The 21,910-nt window shown below is 60.4% G+C and carries 12 protein-coding genes and 5 pseudogenes; 1 reads left to right on the top strand and 16 read right to left on the bottom strand.

What is annotated here, in order from left to right; genetic code table 11:
- Window positions 1-36: 36 nt before the first annotated feature.
- The 16 genes and pseudogenes from A2G06_15465 to A2G06_15390 form a co-directional block, all read right to left on the bottom strand.
- Window positions 37-1,553 (bottom strand): annotated as a pseudogene (locus A2G06_15465) (hypothetical protein).
- A 178-nt stretch (window positions 1,554-1,731) separates the two neighbouring features.
- Window positions 1,732-2,019, bottom strand: coding sequence for a hypothetical protein (locus A2G06_15460; GenBank protein ID ANA41403.1), 288 nt, complete (start codon window positions 2,017-2,019; stop codon window positions 1,732-1,734).
- Window positions 2,020-2,129: 110 nt separating this feature from the next.
- A pseudogene (locus A2G06_15455) lies at window positions 2,130-3,451 on the bottom strand (hypothetical protein).
- A gap of 477 nt (window positions 3,452-3,928) precedes the next feature.
- Window positions 3,929-4,333 carry a methylmalonyl-CoA epimerase gene (locus tag A2G06_15450; protein ID ANA41402.1) on the bottom strand — a complete coding sequence of 135 codons (405 nt, stop codon included), beginning with the start codon at window positions 4,331-4,333 and terminating at the stop codon, window positions 3,929-3,931.
- Window positions 4,334-4,387: 54 nt separating this feature from the next.
- Window positions 4,388-6,045, bottom strand: a pseudogene (locus tag A2G06_15445) (methylmalonyl-CoA mutase).
- 115 nt (window positions 6,046-6,160) lie between these two features.
- Window positions 6,161-6,796 (bottom strand): thymidylate kinase, encoded by a 636-nt coding sequence (locus A2G06_15440; GenBank protein ANA41401.1) that lies wholly within the window; start codon window positions 6,794-6,796, stop codon window positions 6,161-6,163.
- A 201-nt stretch (window positions 6,797-6,997) separates the two neighbouring features.
- Window positions 6,998-9,874 (bottom strand): annotated as a pseudogene (locus A2G06_15435) (biotin carboxylase).
- A gap of 164 nt (window positions 9,875-10,038) precedes the next feature.
- Window positions 10,039-11,763: an acetyl-CoA carboxylase carboxyltransferase subunit gene (locus A2G06_15430; GenBank protein ID ANA41400.1), complete on the bottom strand. Its 1,725-nt coding sequence runs from the start codon at window positions 11,761-11,763 to the stop codon at window positions 10,039-10,041.
- Between the two features lie 225 nt (window positions 11,764-11,988).
- Window positions 11,989-12,552, bottom strand: coding sequence for a Cro/Cl family transcriptional regulator (locus tag A2G06_15425; protein ID ANA41399.1), 564 nt, complete (start codon window positions 12,550-12,552; stop codon window positions 11,989-11,991).
- Window positions 12,553-12,862: 310 nt separating this feature from the next.
- Window positions 12,863-14,149: a lactate dehydrogenase gene (locus A2G06_15420; GenBank protein ID ANA41398.1), complete on the bottom strand. Its 1,287-nt coding sequence runs from the start codon at window positions 14,147-14,149 to the stop codon at window positions 12,863-12,865.
- Between the two features lie 97 nt (window positions 14,150-14,246).
- Window positions 14,247-15,632: a glycolate oxidase subunit GlcD gene (locus A2G06_15415; GenBank protein ANA41397.1), complete on the bottom strand. Its 1,386-nt coding sequence runs from the start codon at window positions 15,630-15,632 to the stop codon at window positions 14,247-14,249.
- Between the two features lie 68 nt (window positions 15,633-15,700).
- Window positions 15,701-16,959, bottom strand: a pseudogene (locus A2G06_15410) (hypothetical protein).
- 105 nt (window positions 16,960-17,064) lie between these two features.
- Entirely contained in the window at window positions 17,065-18,279 is a 1,215-nt protein-coding gene (locus A2G06_15405; protein ID ANA41396.1) for an MBL fold metallo-hydrolase, read from the bottom strand.
- A gap of 128 nt (window positions 18,280-18,407) precedes the next feature.
- The gene (locus A2G06_15400; GenBank protein ANA41395.1) at window positions 18,408-18,860 is read right to left on the bottom strand and encodes a ferritin; all 453 of its coding nucleotides are present in this window, start codon (window positions 18,858-18,860) and stop codon (window positions 18,408-18,410) included.
- Between the two features lie 58 nt (window positions 18,861-18,918).
- Window positions 18,919-19,029, bottom strand: coding sequence for a rubredoxin (locus A2G06_15395; protein ANA41394.1), 111 nt, complete (start codon window positions 19,027-19,029; stop codon window positions 18,919-18,921).
- Window positions 19,030-19,057: 28 nt separating this feature from the next.
- Entirely contained in the window at window positions 19,058-19,498 is a 441-nt protein-coding gene (locus tag A2G06_15390) for a transcriptional repressor (protein ID ANA41393.1), read from the bottom strand.
- Window positions 19,499-19,736: 238 nt separating this feature from the next.
- On the opposite strand from A2G06_15390, the gene hppA reads away from it, so the two are divergent.
- Complete coding sequence (hppA, locus tag A2G06_15385; protein ANA41392.1) at window positions 19,737-21,779, top strand: sodium-translocating pyrophosphatase; 2,043 nt, start codon at window positions 19,737-19,739, stop codon at window positions 21,777-21,779.
- Window positions 21,780-21,910 lie beyond the last annotated feature (131 nt).

Raw genomic sequence — 21,910 nt, 5'->3', positions numbered from 1 at the left:
CAGGGCCCCTTGAGCGTGCATTCCAGTCGGACGCGGTCATTCAACCTTGCGCACCGCCACCATGCTGGCGCCGCCGGTCAGGAGACCTTCCTTCTTGACGATCTCGAGATTGACCAGCTCCCGCCGGCTGTGATCGTAGAAGTAGTCGGGCAAATAGTTCTGGCTTTGCTTGGTATGCCACTTTTCGTCCAGCGACGAGCCGTTCCAGGCGAAGCAGTAGACGGAACTCTTCTTGTAGGCCCGGTTGTTGCCGACCACGAACATGCCGTCGTTCTTGGGGACGATTACGTCGCCCGTCGGGGTCACGGTGATGCGCTGCTCCAGGAATACCCAGCGGTTGGGATCGCCTGTGGTGCGCACGTTGGCCAGGTCCTCACGAAGGAAATACGTTTCGCTGCCGCCGAATTTGTCGCTGCTGCGCCATAGCTCTTCGCCGGCCGGGGAATAGACGATGAGGTAGCCATCGTCATTGATCACCACCCAATTTCCGGCGCCGGTGCTGTCACGGAAGCGGTTGAAGTTATAGAGATATCCGAACCGGGGAAGTTTGAAGGGGTTTTTTGCCTCGTAGGATTTGCCCGACGTGGCAAGCTCAAAGATGTCGCCGTAAAAATCCCGGTCGCTGCTCATCTGCTGCACGTAGATTTTCCGCTCCCCGCCATCCAGGGCAATGCCGCGGAAATAGTAGGGAAGCTTGGCCGCAACCCGCTTGAGGTTGTTGCCGTCGGCGACCCAGACCTGGGAGGCGAGGGATTCGCCGTCCATGATGGTTACATACGCCTCGGGCATACCGTCTTTGTCCAGATCGGCCGAATCGATGCCGAGCACTTTTTCCCGCGCCCCGAAGGTTACCTCGGCCAGGAGCTTGAGGCTGTCGCTCTTGCGGTACAGCCGAAGGGACTTGTCGCCGGCAATGTAGAAGTCCTGGGAGCCATCGGCCATGAGCTTGCCGGGGGCGATGGCCATGAGTTCGCCGGTGAGCCGTTGACTCAGCCAACCGCCACTGGCTGTTCTGGTAACATCCTGGGGCTTTACGATATCGCTGGCCAATGGGGTGCGCACGATGTCGCCGCCGCTCGCCTGCTCCGGTTTTTCGATGTCCTGCGCGACAGGTGCCGGCATGCTGCGCAGGGGCTGCGCCGGCGTGGATGGTGCGGCGGCCGCCTTGGCAGCGATCTCTGTTGCCAGTCCTTGCCCGAGCTTGCCCACTGCGGGGATCAACTCATCCTGCTCTCGCCCTGCTGGAAGGAGCGGGCGATGACCCTGCCCCCCGCGTCCCGTGCCACTGCATCGATGCTGAAGATTTTGCCGAAGGCGATGTAGCTCCCTTTTACCAGGACATCGGCCCCGGCCGGAGAATCCACCGACAGCAGCGAGTCACCGCTCAGGCGAGAAGCGAGGAGCGTCTGAAGGGTCGTCTTCAGTTCATCCTTGTTGGCGGCCCCGGTTATGGCAAACTCCGAGACGTACACCTTGATCTGGGCTGCGGATGCGATGCCGGCAGCAAGGATGAGCAGCAGCAAGGAACAGGCAAAAATGGCAAGCTTTTTCATCGTGGCCCCCGAAGGCTCTGTAATTGGATGCGCAGGCTGAAGCCGTGACCGGCAGATTATTGCAAACCGCACCAGCCATGTCAAAGCAATAGTGGCGAAAATGCAGGCAATGCAAGGCGTTGAACGAAAAGAGGGGAGAGTTTCCTCTCCCTCGGGGAACTGCCATGTCGCGCTGGGCTTAGTTGCCGCCGCCAGTGCCGGTGAGGATCTGGTCGAGCAGGCTGTTGGCCTCATCCAGCTTTTGCTGGAGCTTCTTGATCTCATCGGCCGAGTAGACCTTCTTGCCCTTCTTGATTTCGGCGTTAAGCTTCTTGATCTTCTTCTGGAGCGAATCGACCTCCATGCCGCAGTTCTTGGACGCCAGGAGGCACATGTCCTTCTCTTCCTTGGTCATTTCTGCCGCGAGAGCCGGCACCGTGGCCGACATCATGAAGGCGGCCATAACCATGATTGCCATCTTTTTCATGAATTAACCTCCGATTCAAGTAATGGAACTGGTACTGCCCAGTAAAGCAGGCAGTTGAAAATTTGCAAGCGCTGCATCGGGAACAAGCAGTTCCCGATGCGGCACATCGCTTAGAACGCGTAGTTCACCATCAGGCGTGCCTGATAGGGGTCATCCAGATTGTTGTCGACGCCACCCTTCGTCTTCTGATAGAAGTCGCCGAGGATGAAGTAAGCGCCCTGGGCCATGACGGTCATGTTGTCGAAGAGTTTGTAGCCGACTTCGGCGTTGAGTTCAGTGCCGCGATAGCTGCTGTCGGGTTCAGCGGCAGTGCCCTTTCCGGCGGTCTGTGCGGCGAAGCCGAAGCCTGCGTTCACGTTGGCAAAGAGCTTGTCGGTGATGTTGGCGTCGTAGCGACAAAGGCGCCGTAGAAGTTGGAGATGTTCTGGACGAGCGAGCGATCATTGTTGACGTTCCACTTGTTGCGGAGCATGATCTGCATGTCGGCGGCGTAGAAGCTGCTCTCGGAGTTGATCGGCTGGAAGGCGCTGCTGTCGGTGTTGGCGTTTTGCTCACCAGACACGTAGAGGGCGGCAAGCTTTACGGTGCCGATGCCGACCTTGGCCTTGGCGGTAGTGCCGACGAGGAAGGCGCTCAGGTCACTGTTGACAGTGGAGGGGGTGTCGCCGAACTGGTACATACCGAACGCTCCGACGGTCACCGGATCGAACTTCATGTCGGCGTTGACGCCGATCATGTGGGTATAGGTGTTGTCGCTGGCAGCGCGGTCGTCAGTGAGGAGGTAGTAGGACCCACCGATTCTGATGTCCTTGGAGAGGTTGTACTTGGTGTCGAGGATCATGAAGTCGCGGGTTGCCTTGCCGGGCAGGGAACCTGCATCTTCGTTGAACCGGAACCAGCCGAGTGAATTGGTGAACCCGGCGTACTTTGCGGTCGCCAAGGCGCCGGCCATGTCGGCGTTCACGAGTATGCCGCCGTAGGAGTCGACCCAGGGCTGGATACCGACCTTGAAGTTGAGGGGCGTGGACGGAATGTTGAAGTCCAGGTAAACGTTCTTCGTTTCCAGGTTTGTCTGGTCGGCGCCGATCGCGCCACCGTTATTGCGGGTGGTATTGTTGCTGTTGTACGCGTTGTCGCCCCAGCGGGAGTCGATCTCGAAGTGAGTGACCAGTTTCAGGTCGTCGTTGGCCTTGGCGATGTACATGAGGCGTGCCCGCTGCTCCATGTAACCCCGCGTGGGGGCGTCGCTGGACAGGTCCGGCGTGAGGACGCCAGCGATGGTGCTGCCAGAAGCATTAGTGGAACCATAGTTGGAAATGGTCCCGAACACCCGGAACATCCCGTGGAACTCGTTCTCCAGCGCCAGGGCCGGAACTGCCGTCGCAGCGGTCATGGCACCGGCGGCAGCCACTGCAAAAATCTTCTTTTTCATCATTGCCTCCTTCATTGGTGATAAGACAGCATGGTTGCTGGTGAAGCCTGCCTTGAATGCGTAAGAAGCCCCGTTGATCACCACCTTTCAGATCAAGTATCGGATACGTATCCCGATGGTACCCCCTCCAAAAGACAAACCCTTTACACCACCTGATGCATCAGGCGCGGAAAGGGTTTTCTCTTGTTACATATATGCAGGATCGCACGATTATCCGGATACATTCGCATCAAGGTCCTCAAGCCGATTAACTATCGCCCATTAAGGGCTTGTCTGTCAATGCCAAAATAGTCGTAATTCATGGACGTGCATCCGCAGCTCTCTGCTGTTCCCATGTTGCAGCCGTGTTTCGTTGCCATCACCTCGAAACAAAATGGTGTTTTAAAATTTACGCCACTATAGTCAATGCAGGACAAAAGTCAAGAGAAAATTCAGTGGCAGACTGCATCGGCAGACCCTCCCGCCACAGGTTGACGCTCAGTGCCCTGCCTGGCACAGTTCCGTGAGAACGCCGCCGCTGCTCTTCGGATGAACAAAGGCGATGCGCGCCCCGTGCGCGCCGGCGCGGGGCGCGCTGTCGATCATCCGGGTTCCGTCCGCGACCAGTTTCGCGATGGCCGCTTCAATATCATCCACCTCATAGGCGATATGATGAATTCCGTTGCCGTTCTTTTCCAGGAATTTGGCGATGGGGCTGTCTTCGGCCGTGGGCTCCAGGAGTTCGATCTTGGTTTCACCGATCTGGAAGAAGGCAACCCGGACCTTCTGCTCTGCCACTTCTTCGGTTCCCGTGAAGGCCATGCCGAGATGGTCGCGGTAAAAGGGGGCTGCTTCGTCGAGGGATTTGACGGCGATGCCGATGTGGTTGATTTTACTGAGCATTTGCGTGTCCTTTTCACTGAAGGGACGGCTCGTTTGAGCCGTCCCTTGATGGAGCTACAGAACCACCGTCTCCCGGTGCACACCGAAGACACCCCTCAGTACGTCGCAATCTCGCCAAGGGTAGCATAGGTCTTGACGGCCTGCAGGATGGGGGGCATCAGGTTGTCGGTGCCCCGCGCAGCGGCTTCGAGGGCCTTGAGAGCCTCCTGGATCTTCGCGCTGTCCCGCTTGGTTTTCATCTCGGCGAGCGCTTTCCTCTGGGCGATCTCCACCTCTTCCTTGATTCTGAGGAGTTCGGGCTGGGGCTCGTTCTGGATGGTGAACCGGTTGACCCCGACGATGATCATGTCATCGGTTTCGATGGCACGCTGGTAGGCATAGGCCGAGTCCTGGATCTCCTTCTGCTGGAAGCCGCGCGAGATGGCCTCCACTGCTCCGCCGAGGCGGTCGATCTTCTCGATGTAGTCGAACGCGGCCCGTTCGATCTGGTCGGTGAGGGATTCCACGAGGAAACTGCCGGCCAGCGGGTCAATGGAGTCGGCGGCGCCCGATTCATAGGCGATGACCTGCTGGGTGCGGAGCGCGATACGGACCGAATCCTCGGTGGGCAGCGCCAATGCCTCGTCGCGGGAGTTGGTGTGGAGCGACTGGGTGCCGCCAAGCACCGCTGCCAGCGCCTGGATGGTGACCCGCATGATGTTGTTGTCGGGCTGCTGGGCGGTGAGGGTGCAGCCGGCGGTCTGGGTGTGGAAACGCAGCATCATGGACCGGGGGTCCTTGGCGCCGAAGCGTTCCTTCATGATGGTGGCCCACATGCGACGGGCGGCCCTGAATTTCGCCACTTCCTCCAGCAGGTTGTTGTGCGCGTTGAAGAAGAAGGCAAGACGGGGGGCGAATTCATCAACCGACAGGCCTGCCTTGATGGCGGCATCCACGTAGGCGATGCCGTCGGCCAGGGTGAACGCCACTTCCTGCACCGCGCTGGAGCCGGCCTCGCGGATATGGTAGCCGGAGATGGAGATGGTGTTCCATTTGGGAACGCAGTCTTTGCAGTAGGCGAAGATGTCGGTGATGATCCGCATGGACTCGCGAGGGGGGTAGATGTAGGTGCCGCGTGCCATGTATTCCTTGAGGATGTCGTTCTGGATGGTGCCGGAAATCTTGTCGGCCGGCACCCCCTGTTTCTCGGCCACGGCAATATACATGGCAAGGAGGATGGCGGCCGTTGAGTTGATGGTCATGGAGGTGGAGACCTGGTCAAGGGGGATGCCGTCGAAGAGCACTTCCATGTCGGCCAGGGAGTCGATGGCGACCCCCACCTTGCCCACCTCGCCGGCGGCCATGGCGGCATCGGAATCGTAGCCCATCTGAGTGGGAAGGTCGAAGGCGACGGAAAGACCGGTCTGACCCGCCTGGAGGAGGTATTTGTAGCGCTCGTTGGACTCTTTCGCCGTGCCGAAGCCGGCGTACTGCCGCATGGTCCAGAAACGCCCCCGGTACATGGTGGGCTGTACGCCCCGGGTAAAGGGGTACTGGCCCGGGAAGCCGAGGGTTTCCCCGTAACCCGGGTAGTCTTCGAACGCCGGGGTGAAGCAGCGCTCCATCTCGATGCCGGAGGTGGTCCGGAACTCGGCCTTCCGCTCGGGCGCCTTGGCAATATTCTTGGCTACGACAGTATCCTGCCAAGCCTGTTTCTTTTCGCTGATGCTCATGGATATCTCCTTCTGATGCGTTGGGAGTCTCTGAGTTTTCTGCAGAGTCATGGCACCGTACGCAGAGACGCCCCATCCGGGGCGTCAGAGCTGCGGTGTGGTGCACGGGCGTGGCCTAGAGGATTTTCTTGACCACGTCCCAGATTTCGGCATTGATTATTTCAGGATGCCTGTCGGCGGAGGCGTCGATTCTGACCCCGCGCCACCGGGAAATCTCCTTGAGATAGAACTCGCGCATCTGATTGTAGTAGTCGATACCCCCTTCGTGGTGGATCTGAAGGACGTCCTCGACCCGCTCGAAGGCCTCCTGGGCCGGTACGTCGATGAAGATGGTCAGATCCGGATAGATCTCGTCCTCGAAGAGAAATCCCCTGGAAATCTTGTCAATATGGCGCAATACGTCGAAATGCTTGGTGTAGCCGCTGACCCAGGCGTTTGCCAGGGATGAAATGCTCGATTGCTTGCAGAGAACTATCTTGTCCTGCTCCAGGGCTGGCTCGACGACGTTCTTGAATACTTCGGTCCGGACCGCGCTCTCGAACAAGAAGTCGGCCCGGGGGGTTCTGCCGAAGGGCCAGTTGAGCAGGTTGGCGATTCCCAGTTCCTTTGCCCGGCCTGAATCGGGATTGGCGCATTCGACGACATCGTACTTGTTCTCCACGAGGGTGCTGTGGAGCGCCACGATGCCTGCCTTGACCTGCTGGCCGGAGCCGCTGATTCCCTCGATAACGATCAGTTTCCCTTTTTTCACGGTATCCTCCTCTATGGCGGTAAGTGGTATTCGTCGGGGCTGTGCTGCGCTACGCCCTGTCTGCGGGTTCTGTGGCGCAGGGTGCCGCTGACGTCCTGCGCCCCATAAAAGCCGACCCCGCCTTTTCGGGCAGGGTCGGCGGGTACGGTGAGGGCTTCCGGATGTGGCACGGAGCCCTCTGCGTATCAGTCCGCCCCGCGCCTAGAGAACAGCCTTGAGATAGGCTGCGGTCCGTTCGCGCTTGATCTGCTCCAGTTCTTCCGGGTTCACTTCCACGAATTTCTCGTCAGGCGTTACTTTGAAGAGGGGCTGCCCCTTCTGGACGATGCTGCCGTCGGCCCCCTGCATGATGATCTTGTCGATGGTGCCCGAGAAGGTGGCCCGGACGGTGTTGAACATCTTCATGACTTCGATGATGTAGAGGGGCTGCCCCTTCTCGAAATGCATCCCCTCGGTTACGAAGGGGGGCATGCCCGGGGCTTCCTGGCCGTAGTACATGCCGCCGCACATGGCAACGACCTCGTCGGCTTGGTGGCCGGAGGGGGGACCAGCACCTTCTTCATCCTGGCCTGTAACTCCGGATCGTTCAGGTAGTCGGGGATGGTGACCTCCAGGTCTTCCTCCACCTTGAAGTCCCAGAACTTCACGGTCTCGGCGATGATGAAGAGCATGCCGAGAAGTTCGAGGCCCGCCTCGAAGCCCATGTGAGCCGACTGGATTTCAAGCCACTCCCCGGCAGAGAACCCGCCCTGGGGCTTCTCGTTGGCCAGGAGGGCCGAGAGGGCATCGAACTCGTGGAGCCCGAGGTTGAACTTCCCGGCCAGGGTGGTGTAAAAACGCAGCCCCCTCTGGAGCAGGTCGTTATCGTGGCTCCAGATGACGTCGGCGGCCGGTGCTGCCGGGTCATAGGACATGTTGAGGTACTCGTAGGTGTCCCCCAGGATCACGAAGGGGTTGTCGTGCCAGACCACCTTCCGTTTTCCATGGCGAAGTTCTTCCGGTTGACGGAGAGCCACCCCGAGAGGAGGTGGGGATCGGCCAGGAGCCGGTCCATGGGACGGGTGACGAGGGTCCCCTTGCGATCGAGGATCGCGGACATCTCCTTGGCGATCTTCGGGTCATCGGGGAACTGCTCGGCCATTTTCTTGGCATAGGCTTTTTTCATCTGGATGAAGGCAAAGAGGGTATCGAGCTTGTTGGCCTCTTCCTTCAACAAGCCCACCAGGGTCAGGTAGGGAACCACGAAGCGGGTGGTCGGCTTGGCCATGACGTTCTGGCCGAGGAACCAGTTGACCAGGCCGTAGTGGAACTCCAGGTTGGTGGCCAGGTCGGTTCCCCGCAGGGTGGTCTTGCCCAGCACCTCGGAGAGTTTCAGGTAGCTGTCGAGGCGGTCCTCCCCCTTGGTGAGGAGGAGGGCGATGTTGGAGTCGTAGGCTCCGGCAACCTTGTAGCGCATGAACATGCCGGTGTCGGGGTTGACCAGGCAGATTCCCTGATCATCGCGGATTTCCCCTTCGATGGGGGCCGACCAGTAGCGAATCATGCCGCCGGCGTGGGGGGAGAGGGAGGCGTCGGTGGCGTTGAGGCGCGCCTCGGCGCCGGCGCGAACCGGGGAATCCGTTCCGGCTTGGGGAGCCGCTTCTTGTGGCGCACCAGAAGCGCCATGGCCTCAACCAGGGATTCGACGATGAAAAAGTCGTTCTTGTCCTTGGGGTTGGTGAACTTGAGGGAGTAGCAGAGCTCCGAGACCCGGTGCTCCACCTGGATGCGGGTGTTCACCTCCATGAAGTAGTAGCGGTCCCGGTCCACGATGCACTCGAAGGTTGAGGCGGAGTCGAGCCCTACGGCAACACCGAATTTGGCGGCATCCTCCTCCATCCGCTTGAGGACCTTGAGATCGCTCTCCAGGGCCTTCACCTCGGCGGTGCGCCCGGCATTCTTGGCCTTGTCGATGGCAGCTGCCAGCCCTTCCTGGGTGACGGAGATTTCCAGGAGTTTCTGCTCGTGCATCTGGAGGGAGCAGTCGCGGCCCCCCATGGAGATGCACCACTCGCCATTGCCCAGGAGCTGGATTTCGTTATGGCGGGTCTGCTCGATGTTGAGCTCGATCAGGACGTTTTTGTTGTCGCCCACGCCGTTGGCCTTGACCTCGTTCAGGACCTCCCGGACCAGGCCCGGGGCCTCGGCGGCCGCTTCCTTGATCCGGGCGTCGGTGGGCTTCTTGATGTTGAGGAGGGAGGCGCCGAGAATCCGCTGTCCCTTGCCGCCGCCACCGCCGATGGCCTTGAGGCGGATCCGGCTGCCGGGGTACTCCCGGAACATGTTCTCCACTTCCACCTGCACCTGGGCGGAGAGTTCCTCAATGGAGTAGAGGTCGATCCCCTTGGCGTAGGAGGCGTAGAGGATCTCGTCGGCAAGCTCTTCCAGGGAAAGCTTCGCGTCTCCAAGTACCTTGACATCCACGTCGAGGCCATTGGCCTTTGCCAGGGCCAGGAGTGCCTCGCGGGTCGGGTGCTTCGCGACCAGGGTCCGGGCGGTAACGTTGTTGATGCCGGGGGTAACGCTGACCCCTACCTGCAGGGCGGTCCGCTTGGCCTCGTCCTTCTTGCCGGCGTCCGCCTGGGTGCAGGAGTTGGGGCCCATGAAGGAGAGACCGGCGTTTTCGATGGCTGCCACGAACTCCTCGTCTTCGGCCATGAAGCCGTAACCGGCGAAGATGGAGTCGTAGCCGTTGTCCTTGGCGATCTGGATGATCTGGCCGATCCGCTCGACCCGCTCCTCCTTGGTGGCGCCGGTATAGTCGGGCACTCGGTGGACCCGGTTGGAATCGGTCAACTGGCGCAGTTCCGGGGCCAGGGCATTGGCGTAGACTATGGAGTCCTTCTCGGAGAGGAGGATGCCGTAGTGGGAGATTCCCATCTCCTCAAAGACATCCATGGCCTCCTTGCGGATGGGACCGCGGCAGACGATGAGCGGCTTCAGGTCTTCACAGGCAAAGGAGCGCACCCACTCGGAAACGGACGTGCTCAGCCGGCGGTCCCGGTGAATGAGGGGGTTGTTATTGTACAGGTCGGTCATTGGTTTCTATCTCCAGATTAAGATAAAAAAACTTTTTGAAGCACCGAGCAACTGAGCAACTGAGAAAATCAAACAGATTTCACAGGTTAGCGATGGGGTGTCAGCACTTTTTTGTCGGCTCTGTAATCCTCGGTTGCTCTATGTTGGTGAAGGTGATTATTGGCTTAGTGGAACTCGCGCTGCGGGCCGCACATGGGCGACGGCTTGTAGTGCCGCATCAGGAAGGCGATGTTTTCGCCGAGTACCTGGCGCAGATCGGTCGGCATCACGATGGAGGAGATTGAGCCCAAGGCCAGACCTTCCTTCGGATTCATCAGTTCTTTTTCGTATCGCTGGTTCAGGGCGGTTTCCTGGCCCTTCAGCCACTCGGCCGCTTCTTTCTCCGCATCTTTTTTGGCGGCTCCGGCCTCCATGCCGGCCTTGGTGCGCTCTTCAACCCCCTTCTTGATCATGTCGGCAACGGCACCGCGGATCTTGCGGATTTCGTCCTTGTAGACGAATTCCTTGCCGGCCGGCCCCATGACGGCGAGGCGGGTTGTGGGAAGGGCCAGTACCAGGTCTGCGCCTGTGGGGTAGTTGTTGTAGGAGGCGTAGGCACCGCCGAAGGCGTTGCGGAGAATCAGCAGGATCCGCGGGGTGCGGACGTCGACGATGGCGTCGAGCATGGAGCGGCCGGCCTGGACGATGCCGCGGCTTTCCTGCTCGCGGCCCGGCAGGAAGCCGGTGGTGTCCTCCATGAAAATGATGGGAATATTGTAGATGTTGCAGAACCGGACAAACCGGGCGATCTTCACCGCCGAGTCGCAGTCGATCTGACCCGAGGCCACGGCCGAGTTGTTGGCCACGAAGCCCACGACCTGACCCCCCAGGCGGCCGAAGGCGGTTACCGCCTCCCGTGCCCGCTCGGGCTGCAGTTCGAAGTAGTCGCCATGGTCGCAGATCTGCTGGATGATGATGGACACGTCGAACGGCGTGTTGAAGCCGGTCGGCGAGTTGAAGGCCTTTTTCAGGAGGGTGTTGATCTCCCAGGTCTTGCGGTTCAGGGGATCGCTGGTCTCCTGGAGCGGGGCGCCCACGCTGTTGTTGTCCGGAATGTAGGACAGGAGCCGGACCGCTGTCCGGAGGGCAGCCACCTCGTCGGAGACGGTCAGGTCGGCCACGCCCGATCTGCCGTGGACCTTGGGACCGCCGAGCTCATCGGGAGTGATGTCCTCGCCGAGAACCGATTTGACGACGCCGGGCCCGGTGAGGCCGAAGAAGGTGTCGGCGGGCTGGATGACGAAGCTCCCCTGCCGCGGCAGGTAGGAGCCGCCGCCGGCATTAAAGCCGAACATGCACATGATGGAGGGGACTACGCCGCTGATCTTGCGCAGCGCCGTGAACGCCTCGGCGTAGCCGTCGAGACCGCCGACTCCGGCCGGGACGAAGGCGCCTGCGGAGTCGTTCATGCCGATGAGGGGAATCCCCTTTTCGCCGGCCATGTTGAAGAGACGGGCCAGTTTGCTGCCGTTGGTGGCGTCGATGGAACCGGCGCGTACGGTAAAGTCGTGGCCGTATACCGCCACATCACGGCCGCCGATGTTGAGGATGGCGGTTACCAGCGAGGCGCCGTCCAGGTTTTTGCCCCAGTTCTGGTAGAGGACGTTGGGCTCCTTGTCGGTGAGCACCTTGATCCGCTCCCATACGGTCATCCGCTTTTTGAAGTGCTGCTTTTCGATCTGATCGATGCTGACCGATTTGATAGGGCGCTGGATCAGGTCGTACCCTTCCTTCATGGCTTCTTCATAGGGACCGGTCGTGCGTGAAATCTCCCCCGGGATGGTGAACTCCACTTTCTCGGGCGGGTCAAAGGGGTTGTTCAATGACGGTTTAGTTGCTTTCATGGACATCTCCGCAATCCTTCCGGTACGTGGATTTAGCTGCATGCGACTGCCGTGCTTCACACTTCATTCACACATCCTCCTCTGCGTAATGGATTCCAACATAAGTAGCCCGGGGTACCCGTCCCGTGCGGGCCGTGACCCGTAAATGCATCTGCCGTATACGGTGAGTTGTATAAAAAAAGGGGCACGTGTAGCGGACCGGCCCCATGAACCTGTTCGGATGGTACCCGTTCAACGGGTGACTACGGCGAGGACCTGTACTTCACTGCCGTCCTTGGAAAGGAGGCGATGTTTCAGGGAGGAATCAAAGTAGACGCAGTCACCCTCTTCCAGGACGACGCGCTCATCCTCAAGCAAAAGCTCAGCCGTTCCCTTCATGACGAACAGAAACTCCTCGCCGTCATGGCTGTAGGTGTTTTCTTCTGCGGCCTTTTCAGTGACCGTCAGCAGAAACGGCTCCATTTTTTTGTTTTGCTTGCGGAAGGAGAGTGATTCGTAGGAGTAGCCCTGGCTGGTTCCGGCCCGGGAGATAACGCGCGGGATGACCTTGCGTTCACCCCGGCGCACCACTTCGTAGCGGTGCTCCTCCTCATCCTCTGAGAAGAAAAGGCTGATCTTCACATCGAAGAACTTGGCGATCTTCGAAAGGGTGGCAATGGGCGGAGAAACGTTGTTGTTCTCGATTTGGGAGATGAGGGCCGGGGAAAAACCGGTTTCGCGCGCCACCGCCTGGAGCGTCAGCTTTTTGGCGAGACGGAGCTTTTTGATTTTTGCCCCGATATTATACTCGGTCATCCACCTCTCCGGAACACCCACAACGTCGTCGGCAGACGGAAGCGGTGTCGGCGCACCGGTTCCTTGTTTTTATTTTACGCCGTTGTGTTTTAAGAAATAGAACTGGTTTTTATTCGATTGTGTAATACCTCAATCAACCGTGTAATGTCAATAAAAGAATTTTTATCTTGGCTTAAGAGTTTATGGCGGGTGAGCGATGGCACGGGGGGGAGGGAGAGCGTCTCAACGGGGCATTGGGAGAACTAGAACGATTTTTTCGGGAGCATGTGGATAGGGGAGCGGGGCGTGCACCCCCGCTCCCCTGAATCGATTACTTTCCGAGCGCCCGGGCGAGCACTTCAAGGGTATGCATGACACGGGTGCGGTTACCCCGCTGCTTGAGCCCGTCGGAGAGCTGCATCATGCAGCCGGGACAACCGGTGACGACCGCGTCGGCACCGGTCTTTTCGATGGCCGCGCTCTTTCCCTCATTGATCTTCAGGGACGCGTCATAGTGATAGACATTGAAGGTGCCGCCAAGTCCGCAACATTTGTCGGCACCCTCCATCTCCGCGAGTTCGACCCCGGGAGAGCCTTTCAGTAGTTCGCGGGGCTGGCGGGTGATGTTCCTGGTCCGCAGGTGGCAGGGGTCGTGGTAGGTGATCTTCAGGCGCTCGCCCACCCCCGTTTCCTCCGGATGCAGCCCGAGCTGCTGGAGGAGTTGGGCCGCGTCGACCGTTTTGTCGGCAATGGCCCTGATCCGCGTTGCCAGCTCCGGGTGCCGCTTGCCGATGAGGGCGGGGTAGAATTTGTGGAGCGCCCCGCCGCAGGTGGCGCAGGCAGTCATGACATAGTCGGCCTCATACTTCTCGAGGGCCGCCAGGTTCTGTTCGGCAAGGCCGCGGACAGTGTCCAGGTCGCCGCCGGACATGCCCGGAAGACCACAGCATCCCTGTCCCTTGGGGATGATGACGGTGCATCCCAGGTGGCGGAACAGGGCCAGGGCTGCCTCGCCCACTTCGGTGTAGACGAAGTTGGTCATGCAGCCCACGTAGAAGACAACGCGGGGTTTGCCCGGCTCGCCCTGAATGACCTCCGGATGGCGGTCCATGAAGGGCTTGCGGGCGATCTGGGGAATGTGGCGACGGTTTCCCACAAAGGGAAGGGGGAAACGGAGCCGCAGCCCCGAGGTCTGGGGGACCTTGCGGAAAAAGAGCGGCCCCAGGATTGCGGCGGCAAGGGCTCCGAAGGACATCAGCCGGCGGTTCTTAATGACCTGCCCCACGGCCTTGTGGAAGGTGGTGAGCCCGCGGCGCCGGGCCAGGACTTCCCGGGCGGTGACGACGATCTCGTCGGTGGGCACGTCATTGGGGCACTTTTCCACGCAACTGCCGCAGAGCAGGCACTTGGACATGATCGCGTAGGTCTGGTCGTCCAGCCCCACGTCCCCCTTGAGGATGTGCTGGGCAACGGCCACCTTGCCGCGGGCCACGGCCGGCTCACGCTGCCAGGCTGCAAAGGCCGGGCAATGGGCGCGGCAGGCGCCGCACTTGACGCATTTCTTCAATTCGTTTTCGACTCGCTGCAAGGCAGACACGTTTGAGTCCTTCTGAATCATAAAAAGCCCTTATGAAACACAGAGCAGCCGAGCAACTGAGCTATGTTCGGGAAAAAGGTTTCTCTGTTGCTCTGTGTTGAAAAGAAGAATTTATCCTTCAATCTTCTCTCGGGAACATCTTCCCAGGATTGAGGATGTCGTTCGGGTCCAAAGCCTTCTTGACGGCCTGCATGGCCGCCACCTGGGCCGGCTTCAGCTCCAGGTGGATGTAAGGCTGCTTGGCCAGGCCAACACCGTGTTCGCCGGACATGGTACCGTTCAGGTCCAGGGCGGCCTGGAAGATTTCACCGATGGCTTGATGGGCCTTTTCCTCCTGCCCGGCCACGGATTTGTCGACCATGACGTTGACGTGGATGTTGCCGTCGCCCGCATGGCCGAAGTTGACGATGGGAATGTCGTACTTCTGCCGGATCCTGTCGATGGCGCGGATGACGTCCGGTACTTTCGAGCGCGGGACCACGATGTCCTCGTTGAACTTGTCCGGATTCACGTCCCGCAACGATGGCGACACCAGGCGCCGCACCTTCCAGAGGGCCTCGGATTCGGCCGCGTCCCGGGCGATCTTGCATTCCACGAGGCCCAGGGGCCTGATCAGGTCCTGGATGCGTGCCGCCTGCTTTTCGATCAGGTCCCGGTCTCCGTCCACCTCGATCAGGAGCACCGCCCGCCCCTCTGCCGGAATCCCCAGATTGAAGCGCTTCTCCACGCACTGAAGGGTGGCGTGGTCCATGAACTCGAGGGTCGTGGGAATGATCTTGTTGCCGATTATCGTGGAGACCGCCTTTGCCGCGCCGTCGATGGAATCGAAGATGGTCAGCATGGTCTTCTTGGCCTCGGGCAGCGGCAACAGCTTGAAGATGATCTTGGTGATGATCCCGAGGGTTCCCTCGCTGCCGCACAGGAGGCGGGTCAGGTCGTATCCGACCACTCCCTTGTAGGTTTCGCCGCCGGTGCGGATGATCTCGCCGGTGGGAAGCACCACTTCCAGACCCATGACGAAGTCGCGGGTGACGCCGTACTTGACGCAGCGGGGGCCGCCGGCGTTCTCGGCCACGTTGCCGCCCAAGGTGGAAAACTTGAGGGAGGCCGGATCGGGGGGGTAGAAGAGCCCCAGCTTTTCCACCTCCTGTTGGAACTGCTCCGTGACGACACCCGGCTCCACCTCGGCGACCAGGTTCTCGGTGTCGATGCGGAGGATGCGGTTCAGCCGGGTAACGACCAGGACGATGCCGCCCCCCTTGGGGAGCGCGCCGCCGGTGAAGCCGCTGCCGGCGCCCCGGGGAAAGACCGGAAAGCGCTCCGCATTGGCCAGCTTCAGGATGGCGGCGATCTCCTCCGGCGAGCCCGGGTGGACCACGGCGTCGGGGAGAAATTCCATCTGGGTGGCGTCATAGCCGTAGCAGAGCAGATCCTGGCGGTCGGTCGCCACGTTGTCGGTGCCGACGATTAGTTTCAATTCTTGAATGATGCGGGAATCAATCATTGTTGCAATGTCCTTTGTAGGGGCGATCCTTGTGATCGCCCAAGATCGGGCAAACACGAGGTTTGCCCCTACATCGTTATCGGCAGCACCGTCCCCCCCTCGGGGATGACGTAGGCGGCATAGTCGGCCGGGAGCAGGCCCGTCGCCGTTGCCATGGCCTCGTCGAGGGTCCTGGCGGGGGTCATTCCCATGGCCCGCACCTCCTCCGGGGGAAGGTCAGAAACCAGGATGATGCTGAAGGTTCGGGCCTTTTGCAGCAGCGAGTAAGCGGTCTGGCCGTTGATTTCGTAGTGGCTTCGCAGCCGCGCTTCAAAGGCATCCAGTCCCGGAACCGGAACCAGTCGAAGAACGTTGCATTGCCGTAGCCGTCCCGGCACTGGGCCAGCAGGATCATGACGCCTCCCCTGCGGAGGGCCTGACAGCCGTACTCCATGGACTTGTGGGACTGGATGACGTTGATGTCCTTGGGGTAGCCGCCGCAGGAAACGACCACCAGGTCAGCCTGCTTCTCCAGGGGAAAGGAGAACCGTTCGGCATAGAAACGGCACCCCTCTTCGTGTGCCTCGCGCCAGTGGCCGGCAAAGGCGGCGATGATTCGCTTGGCGGGGGACAGGACCGTGTTCAGGATGAATTCGGGGGCCACCATGGCACAGGCCTCGACCATGGCCCGGTGGACCGGGTTGCCTTCCAGGTTGCCGGTGGTGGCCAGAGGGTTTCTGCCGGTGCCTTCGCCGGGATTCAGAACGGCGAAATGGCTCGCCATGCAACTGGCACGGCCTGCCACGCCTGGCAGGATGCTCTTGCGTCCTCCGCCGAAGCCGGCAAAGTAGTGGAAGCCGATGGCTCCGGTGAGGATCACCCGGTCGGCCTCCGCCACCGTGCGGTTCACCACCACGTCGATGCCGGTGGATGTGCGGCCGACCATGACGAGCTTGCCGGGGTCGTCACACTCGTGGTCCGTGATGCGAATCCGGCCGTAGAGGGGGCCCGCGATCCGCCGATGTTCGTGTTTCATCTGCTTGCGGTGGATGCCGAGGGCCACGACGATTTCCATGTCGCGCTCCCGGATACCTGCGGCCGCAAGACGCTCCACCAGGAGCGGGAGGTAGATCTCGCTCCCGGTGTAGCGGGTGATGTCCGAGGTGACGATGACGACACGTTCGCCCGGCCTGAAGGTGGCGATGGTGTCGGCGCAGCGGTCCAGGGCTTCGGAGATGATGGCTGCCGGGTCGCCGTCCGGGTCGGGCGCCGACGGGCGGATGACGCCCATGAGACGCTCGGGGGGGATTGCCAGGGGGAATGAAGTGTCGCCGTACTTCAGGTCCATGGGGTTCGATGATACAGGTTCGTGCAGCAAAGCGCAAGAAAGCCGGAACAGGCGGGGCACGCGGGGCCGCGCCCGTTCCGGTGCGAATTTACGGGGCCACGGGGGTCAGAATCCCTTGTGGTACTCGATGACCTGCCGGGCAAAGGTGCGACCGAATTCGAAGGCGCCCTCCTCGTCGGCCCGGGAAGGACGATAGGGTATCTGGTATCCCGGCTCGACGGCCTGCAGTCCCATTTTCTTGAATTCTTCATAGGCGTCCCGCACCGCGCCTCCGCCCCAACCGTAGCTGCCGAAGGCGCCCACGAGCCGGTTCTTGGGCCGCAGTCCCCGCAGGTGGGTCAGGAATTCGGCCACGGAGGGGTAGAGGATGTTGTTCAGGGTCGGCGAGCCGATGAGGGCGCCGCGCGATTTCCAGAACTCCTTGATGGCGACGCTCATGGGGGTGGCCCGCAGCTTTACGACGCGGCAGTCGAGCCCTTCGGCCCTGATTCCCTCGGCAATGGGGACCGCCATCTTCTCGGTGCTCTGCCACATGGTGTCGTAGATGATGGCGACCGATTCGTTCGCTTTTCCATTGGCCATGTCCAGGTACATATTGAGGACCTTGCCCGGGTTGGCACGCCAGATGAGGCCGTGGTCCGGTGCGATGATGTCGATGTCGAATCCCTTTGCCTGGATTTCCGCTATCTTGGTTTTGATCATCTGGCCGAAAGGCATCAGGATGTTGGCGTAGTAGTCGACGACGGCGTCTTCGAGTTCAGCGGCCGAATCGCTCTTCTCGAATTCGTCGTCGAACCGGCTGGCCGAGGCCACGTGCTGGCCGAACGCATCCTGGGTGAACAGGATACGGTCCTGGCGCGAATAGGTCACCATGGAGTCGGGCCAGTGGAGCATGGGGGTTTCCAGGAACTCCAGGGTGCGGGAGCCGATGGAGAGGGTGTCGCCGGTCTTGACCGTTTTGACGCTCCAGTTTGAAAGGTCGAAGAACCGCTCAAGGCCTTTACGACCCTTTTCGGATATGTAGATTGTCGCCTGGGGAGCCAGGGCCATGATCCGGTCAAGGCTGGACGCGTGGTCGTTTTCGATGTGGTTGATGATGATGTTCTTGATCCGTGCCGGATCGACAATTCCGGCGATGTTCTTGATGGTCAGGTCGGCGAAATCGTACTTCACCGTATCGATGAGGGTGATTTCCTCGTCCATGATGAGGAAGTTGTTGTAGGTGGTGCCGCGCGGGGTTTCATAACCGTGGAAGTCGCGCACCGCCCAGTCAACGGCGCCCACCCAGAACACACCTTGTCTTATTTCAACAGCTTTCACTGGCGTAACCTCCTTCTGTGTCGGTTGGGAGTGATGATTCCGTGCTCTTGAAACATGAACGGCCCTCACCAAAGGGGGAGGGCCGGAGGGGCGTGGAGGCGTCTCTGCATCCAGGCCGCCGGTTCCTGCTACATCTCGGTGAGTACTTTCTCGTCGTACAGGGCTTCGACCTTCAGCTTGTGGCCCTTTTCCACATCGGCGAGCACCATGAGCATCCGCTTGAGTTTCGGGTCGTCGGTCATTTCGGACGCGGCCATGTAGAGTTTGTAGGCCGATTCCTCGGTCTTCATGGCATAGCGGAGAATCTCCGGGTAGTCCATGTCCTCCCTGAACGGAAGGTCGACCATGTACTCGGCCAGCTTCATGTCAGGCCGTTCTGCAAAGGTGTAGCGCTCGGCACCTTCGATGTTCAGGTTCTCAAAGGCGTGCTTGTGACCCGCCTCCTCATGGGCCATCTCTTCGAACATCTTGCGTGCCGCTATGCTTGTGGCCTTCTCTGCCGCCGTCTTGTACAGGCGGTAGGCGGTTTCTTCCCGTTGAACGGCGAAGCGGATAATGTCTTCCAGTGTTGCGAACTCCATCTATCAACCCTCCCTGGCGCAACGGATCCTTGATGTCATGCAGTGAAACCGGGTCTTCTCAGGTTATTTCTTCGAATTGATCAGGACCGACGCCGCACACGGGACAGGTGTCGGGCGGTTCGGGGCCTTCGTGGATGTAGTCGCAGACAACGCAACGCCATTTTTTCATGAAATCCCTCCTTTTGTCAGAGACTGATCTAACGACAGTCGGCGCACAGCCCGCTGAAGTTGATGGAGTAGTCGGTGATGGTGAACCCCCCGATCTCGCCGGTCGGCATCGGAAGCGCGTTGAGCTGGGGGTCGTGAATGTCGCTTACCCGCTGGCACCGGGAACAGACCGCGTGATGGTGACGCTCGGTGTCTGCATCGAATCGGGCCTTTGCCTCCGGATTGCTGATCTTTTGCGCGACCCCGATGCCCACCAGGGTCTCCAGGACACGATACACCGTTGTCCGGGAGATGCCGCGCAGACGGCCCTTGACCGTATCATACAATTGATCGGCCGTGGGGTGGTCGGTCCGTTCCGCCAGTGCCTCCATGATGACCCGGCGCTGGACGGTCATGGCGAACCCGTTTTGGCGGCACCCCGTTTCGAGGGCCTGAAGCTTTGATTCTTTGAATTGAATTTTCTGTTCCATGTGATTGGTATTTTATTGCATTTGGGAGTCTACGTCAATAATTGTTCAATACTATCAGGCTTTGCACGAGTCAACAAGCCTCTTTGCACTATTGCCGCCACAGGGGGCGCATAAGGCATTTTAACATTGACAATTCGCATGGTTTCCTATAACAATTTTTCGTTTTTCGCTCTGCGGACGCGGGGCTTTTTTTGCGGAAACACGGCCTGTTCGGCTATCTATCATAGGAGGTTGGTTCATGGAACAGTATGCAGTCTATTTCGCCTTGGCCTGTGCTGCGGCGGCCGTTGTCTACGGCCTCGCCTCGGCCCAGTGGATCCTGGGGCTCCCCCAGGGGAACGAGCGGATGCGCCAGATCGCCGCAGCGGTCCAGGAGGGTGCCGGCGCTTACATGAAGCGCCAGTACACCATCATCGCCGTGGTCGGCGTGGTCATGTTCATTGCCCTGTTCGCCACGCTGGGGATGAAAACCGCGGTCGGTTTCGCCATCGGCGCCGTTTTCTCCGGCCTGACCGGCTTCATCGGCATGTTCGTTTCGGTCCGCGCCAATATCCGGACCACTGAAGCCGCCAAGTCCGGCATCCACAAGGCTCTCAACGTGGCCTTCAAGGGCGGGGCAATCACCGGCATGCTGGTGGTCGGCCTCGGGCTCCTGGGTGTGGCCGGTTACTATCTGGTGCTGCAGCAACTGATGCCCGGCGCTCCGGTCAAGGATATCGTGAGCCAACTGGTGGGCCTCGGCTTCGGCGGCTCCCTGATCTCGATCTTCGCCCGTCTCGGCGGCGGTATTTTCACCAAAGGGGCCGACGTGGGTGCCGACCTGGTTGGCAAGGTTGAAGCCGGCATTCCCGAGGACGATCCGCGCAACCCGGCGGTCATCGCCGACAACGTGGGCGACAACGTGGGCGACTGCGCCGGCATGGCCGCCGACCTGTTCGAAACCTATGCCGTTACCCTCATCGCCGCCATGCTGCTGGGCGCCATTGCCTTCAACAACTTCTCCGGCGCGGTGACCTATCCGCTGATCCTCGGCGGCATCTCCATCATCGCCTCCATCATCGGCACCTTCTTCGTCAAGCTCGGCGCCAGCCAGAAGATCATGCCCGCCCTCTACAAGGGTCTGATCGCCTCCGGCGTCATCGCCTGTATCGCCTTCTACTTCGTCACGGTTCAGATGTTCCCCGAAGGGAACCCCACGGGCTACTCCGCCACCAGCATCTTCATCTCCGCCATCGTCGGCCTGGTGGTCACCGGTGCCATCTTCTGGATCACCGAATACTACACCGCCACCGAGTACGCCCCGGTGAAGCACATTGCCCAGGCCTCCACCACGGGCCACGCCACCAACATCATCGCAGGCCTCGGCGTTTCCATGAAGTCCACGGCCATGCCGATCATCGTCATCGCCGCCGGCATCATCGTGGCGTTCCAGTGCGCCGGCGTGTACGGCATCGCCATTGCCGCCGTGTCCATGCTGTCGCTGACGGGTATCGTCGTTGCCATGGACGCCTACGGCCCCATCACCGATAACGCCGGCGGCATCGCCGAGATGGCCGAACTGGACGATTCGGTCCGCGCCGTCACCGACCCCCTGGACGCCGTGGGCAACACCACCAAGGCCGTCACCAAGGGCTACGCCATCGGTTCCGCCGGTCTGGCCGCGGTCATTCTCTTCACCTCCTACGTGGACGAGCTGAAGCTGGCGGGGCAGAACATCGAGTTCAGCCTGGCCGACCCCTACATCATCGTTGGTCTCTTCCTGGGCGGCATGCTGCCCTACTACTTTGCCGCCCTCTGCATGGAGGCGGTCGGCAAGGCCGGCGGCTCGGTCGTTGAAGAGGTCCGCCGCCAGTTCCGCGAGATCAAGGGGATCATGGAAGGCACCGGCAAGCCCGACTATGCCGCCTGCGTCGACATCGTCACCAAGAGCGCCCTCAAGGAAATGGTGATCCCGGGCATCATTCCCATCGCCGCACCGGTCATCATCGGCTTTACCCTCGGCCCCAAGGCCCTGGGGGGCGTGATCGTCGGCACCATCGTCACGGGCATTTTCGTCGCCATTTCCATGACCACCGGCGGCGGTGCCTGGGACAACGCCAAAAAGTACATCGAGGACGGCTATCACGGCGGCAAGGGTGGTGAAGCCCACAAGGCTGCCGTCACGGGCGACACCGTGGGCGACCCCTACAAGGATACCGCCGGCCCGGCCGTCAACCCCATGATCAAGATCATCAACATCGTGTCGCTTCTCATTGTGCCGCTTCTGGCCAAGATGGGCTAACGAGCGGCACTATCTTCTGCTGAAAAAAGGGCGGCCTCTGAAGGGGCCGCCCTTTTTCCGTCCAGCGCGCCGGTTATTCGTCCCGTGGCAGGGCCAGAATCGCATTGATTAAACCACGCAATATATGACAT

The organism is Geobacter anodireducens (assembly GCA_001628815.1).
GTDB lineage: Bacteria > Desulfobacterota > Desulfuromonadia > Geobacterales > Geobacteraceae > Geobacter > Geobacter anodireducens.
The sequence above is the reverse complement of the archived record's forward strand: the minus strand, read 5'-3'. Positions and strand labels throughout refer to the sequence as shown.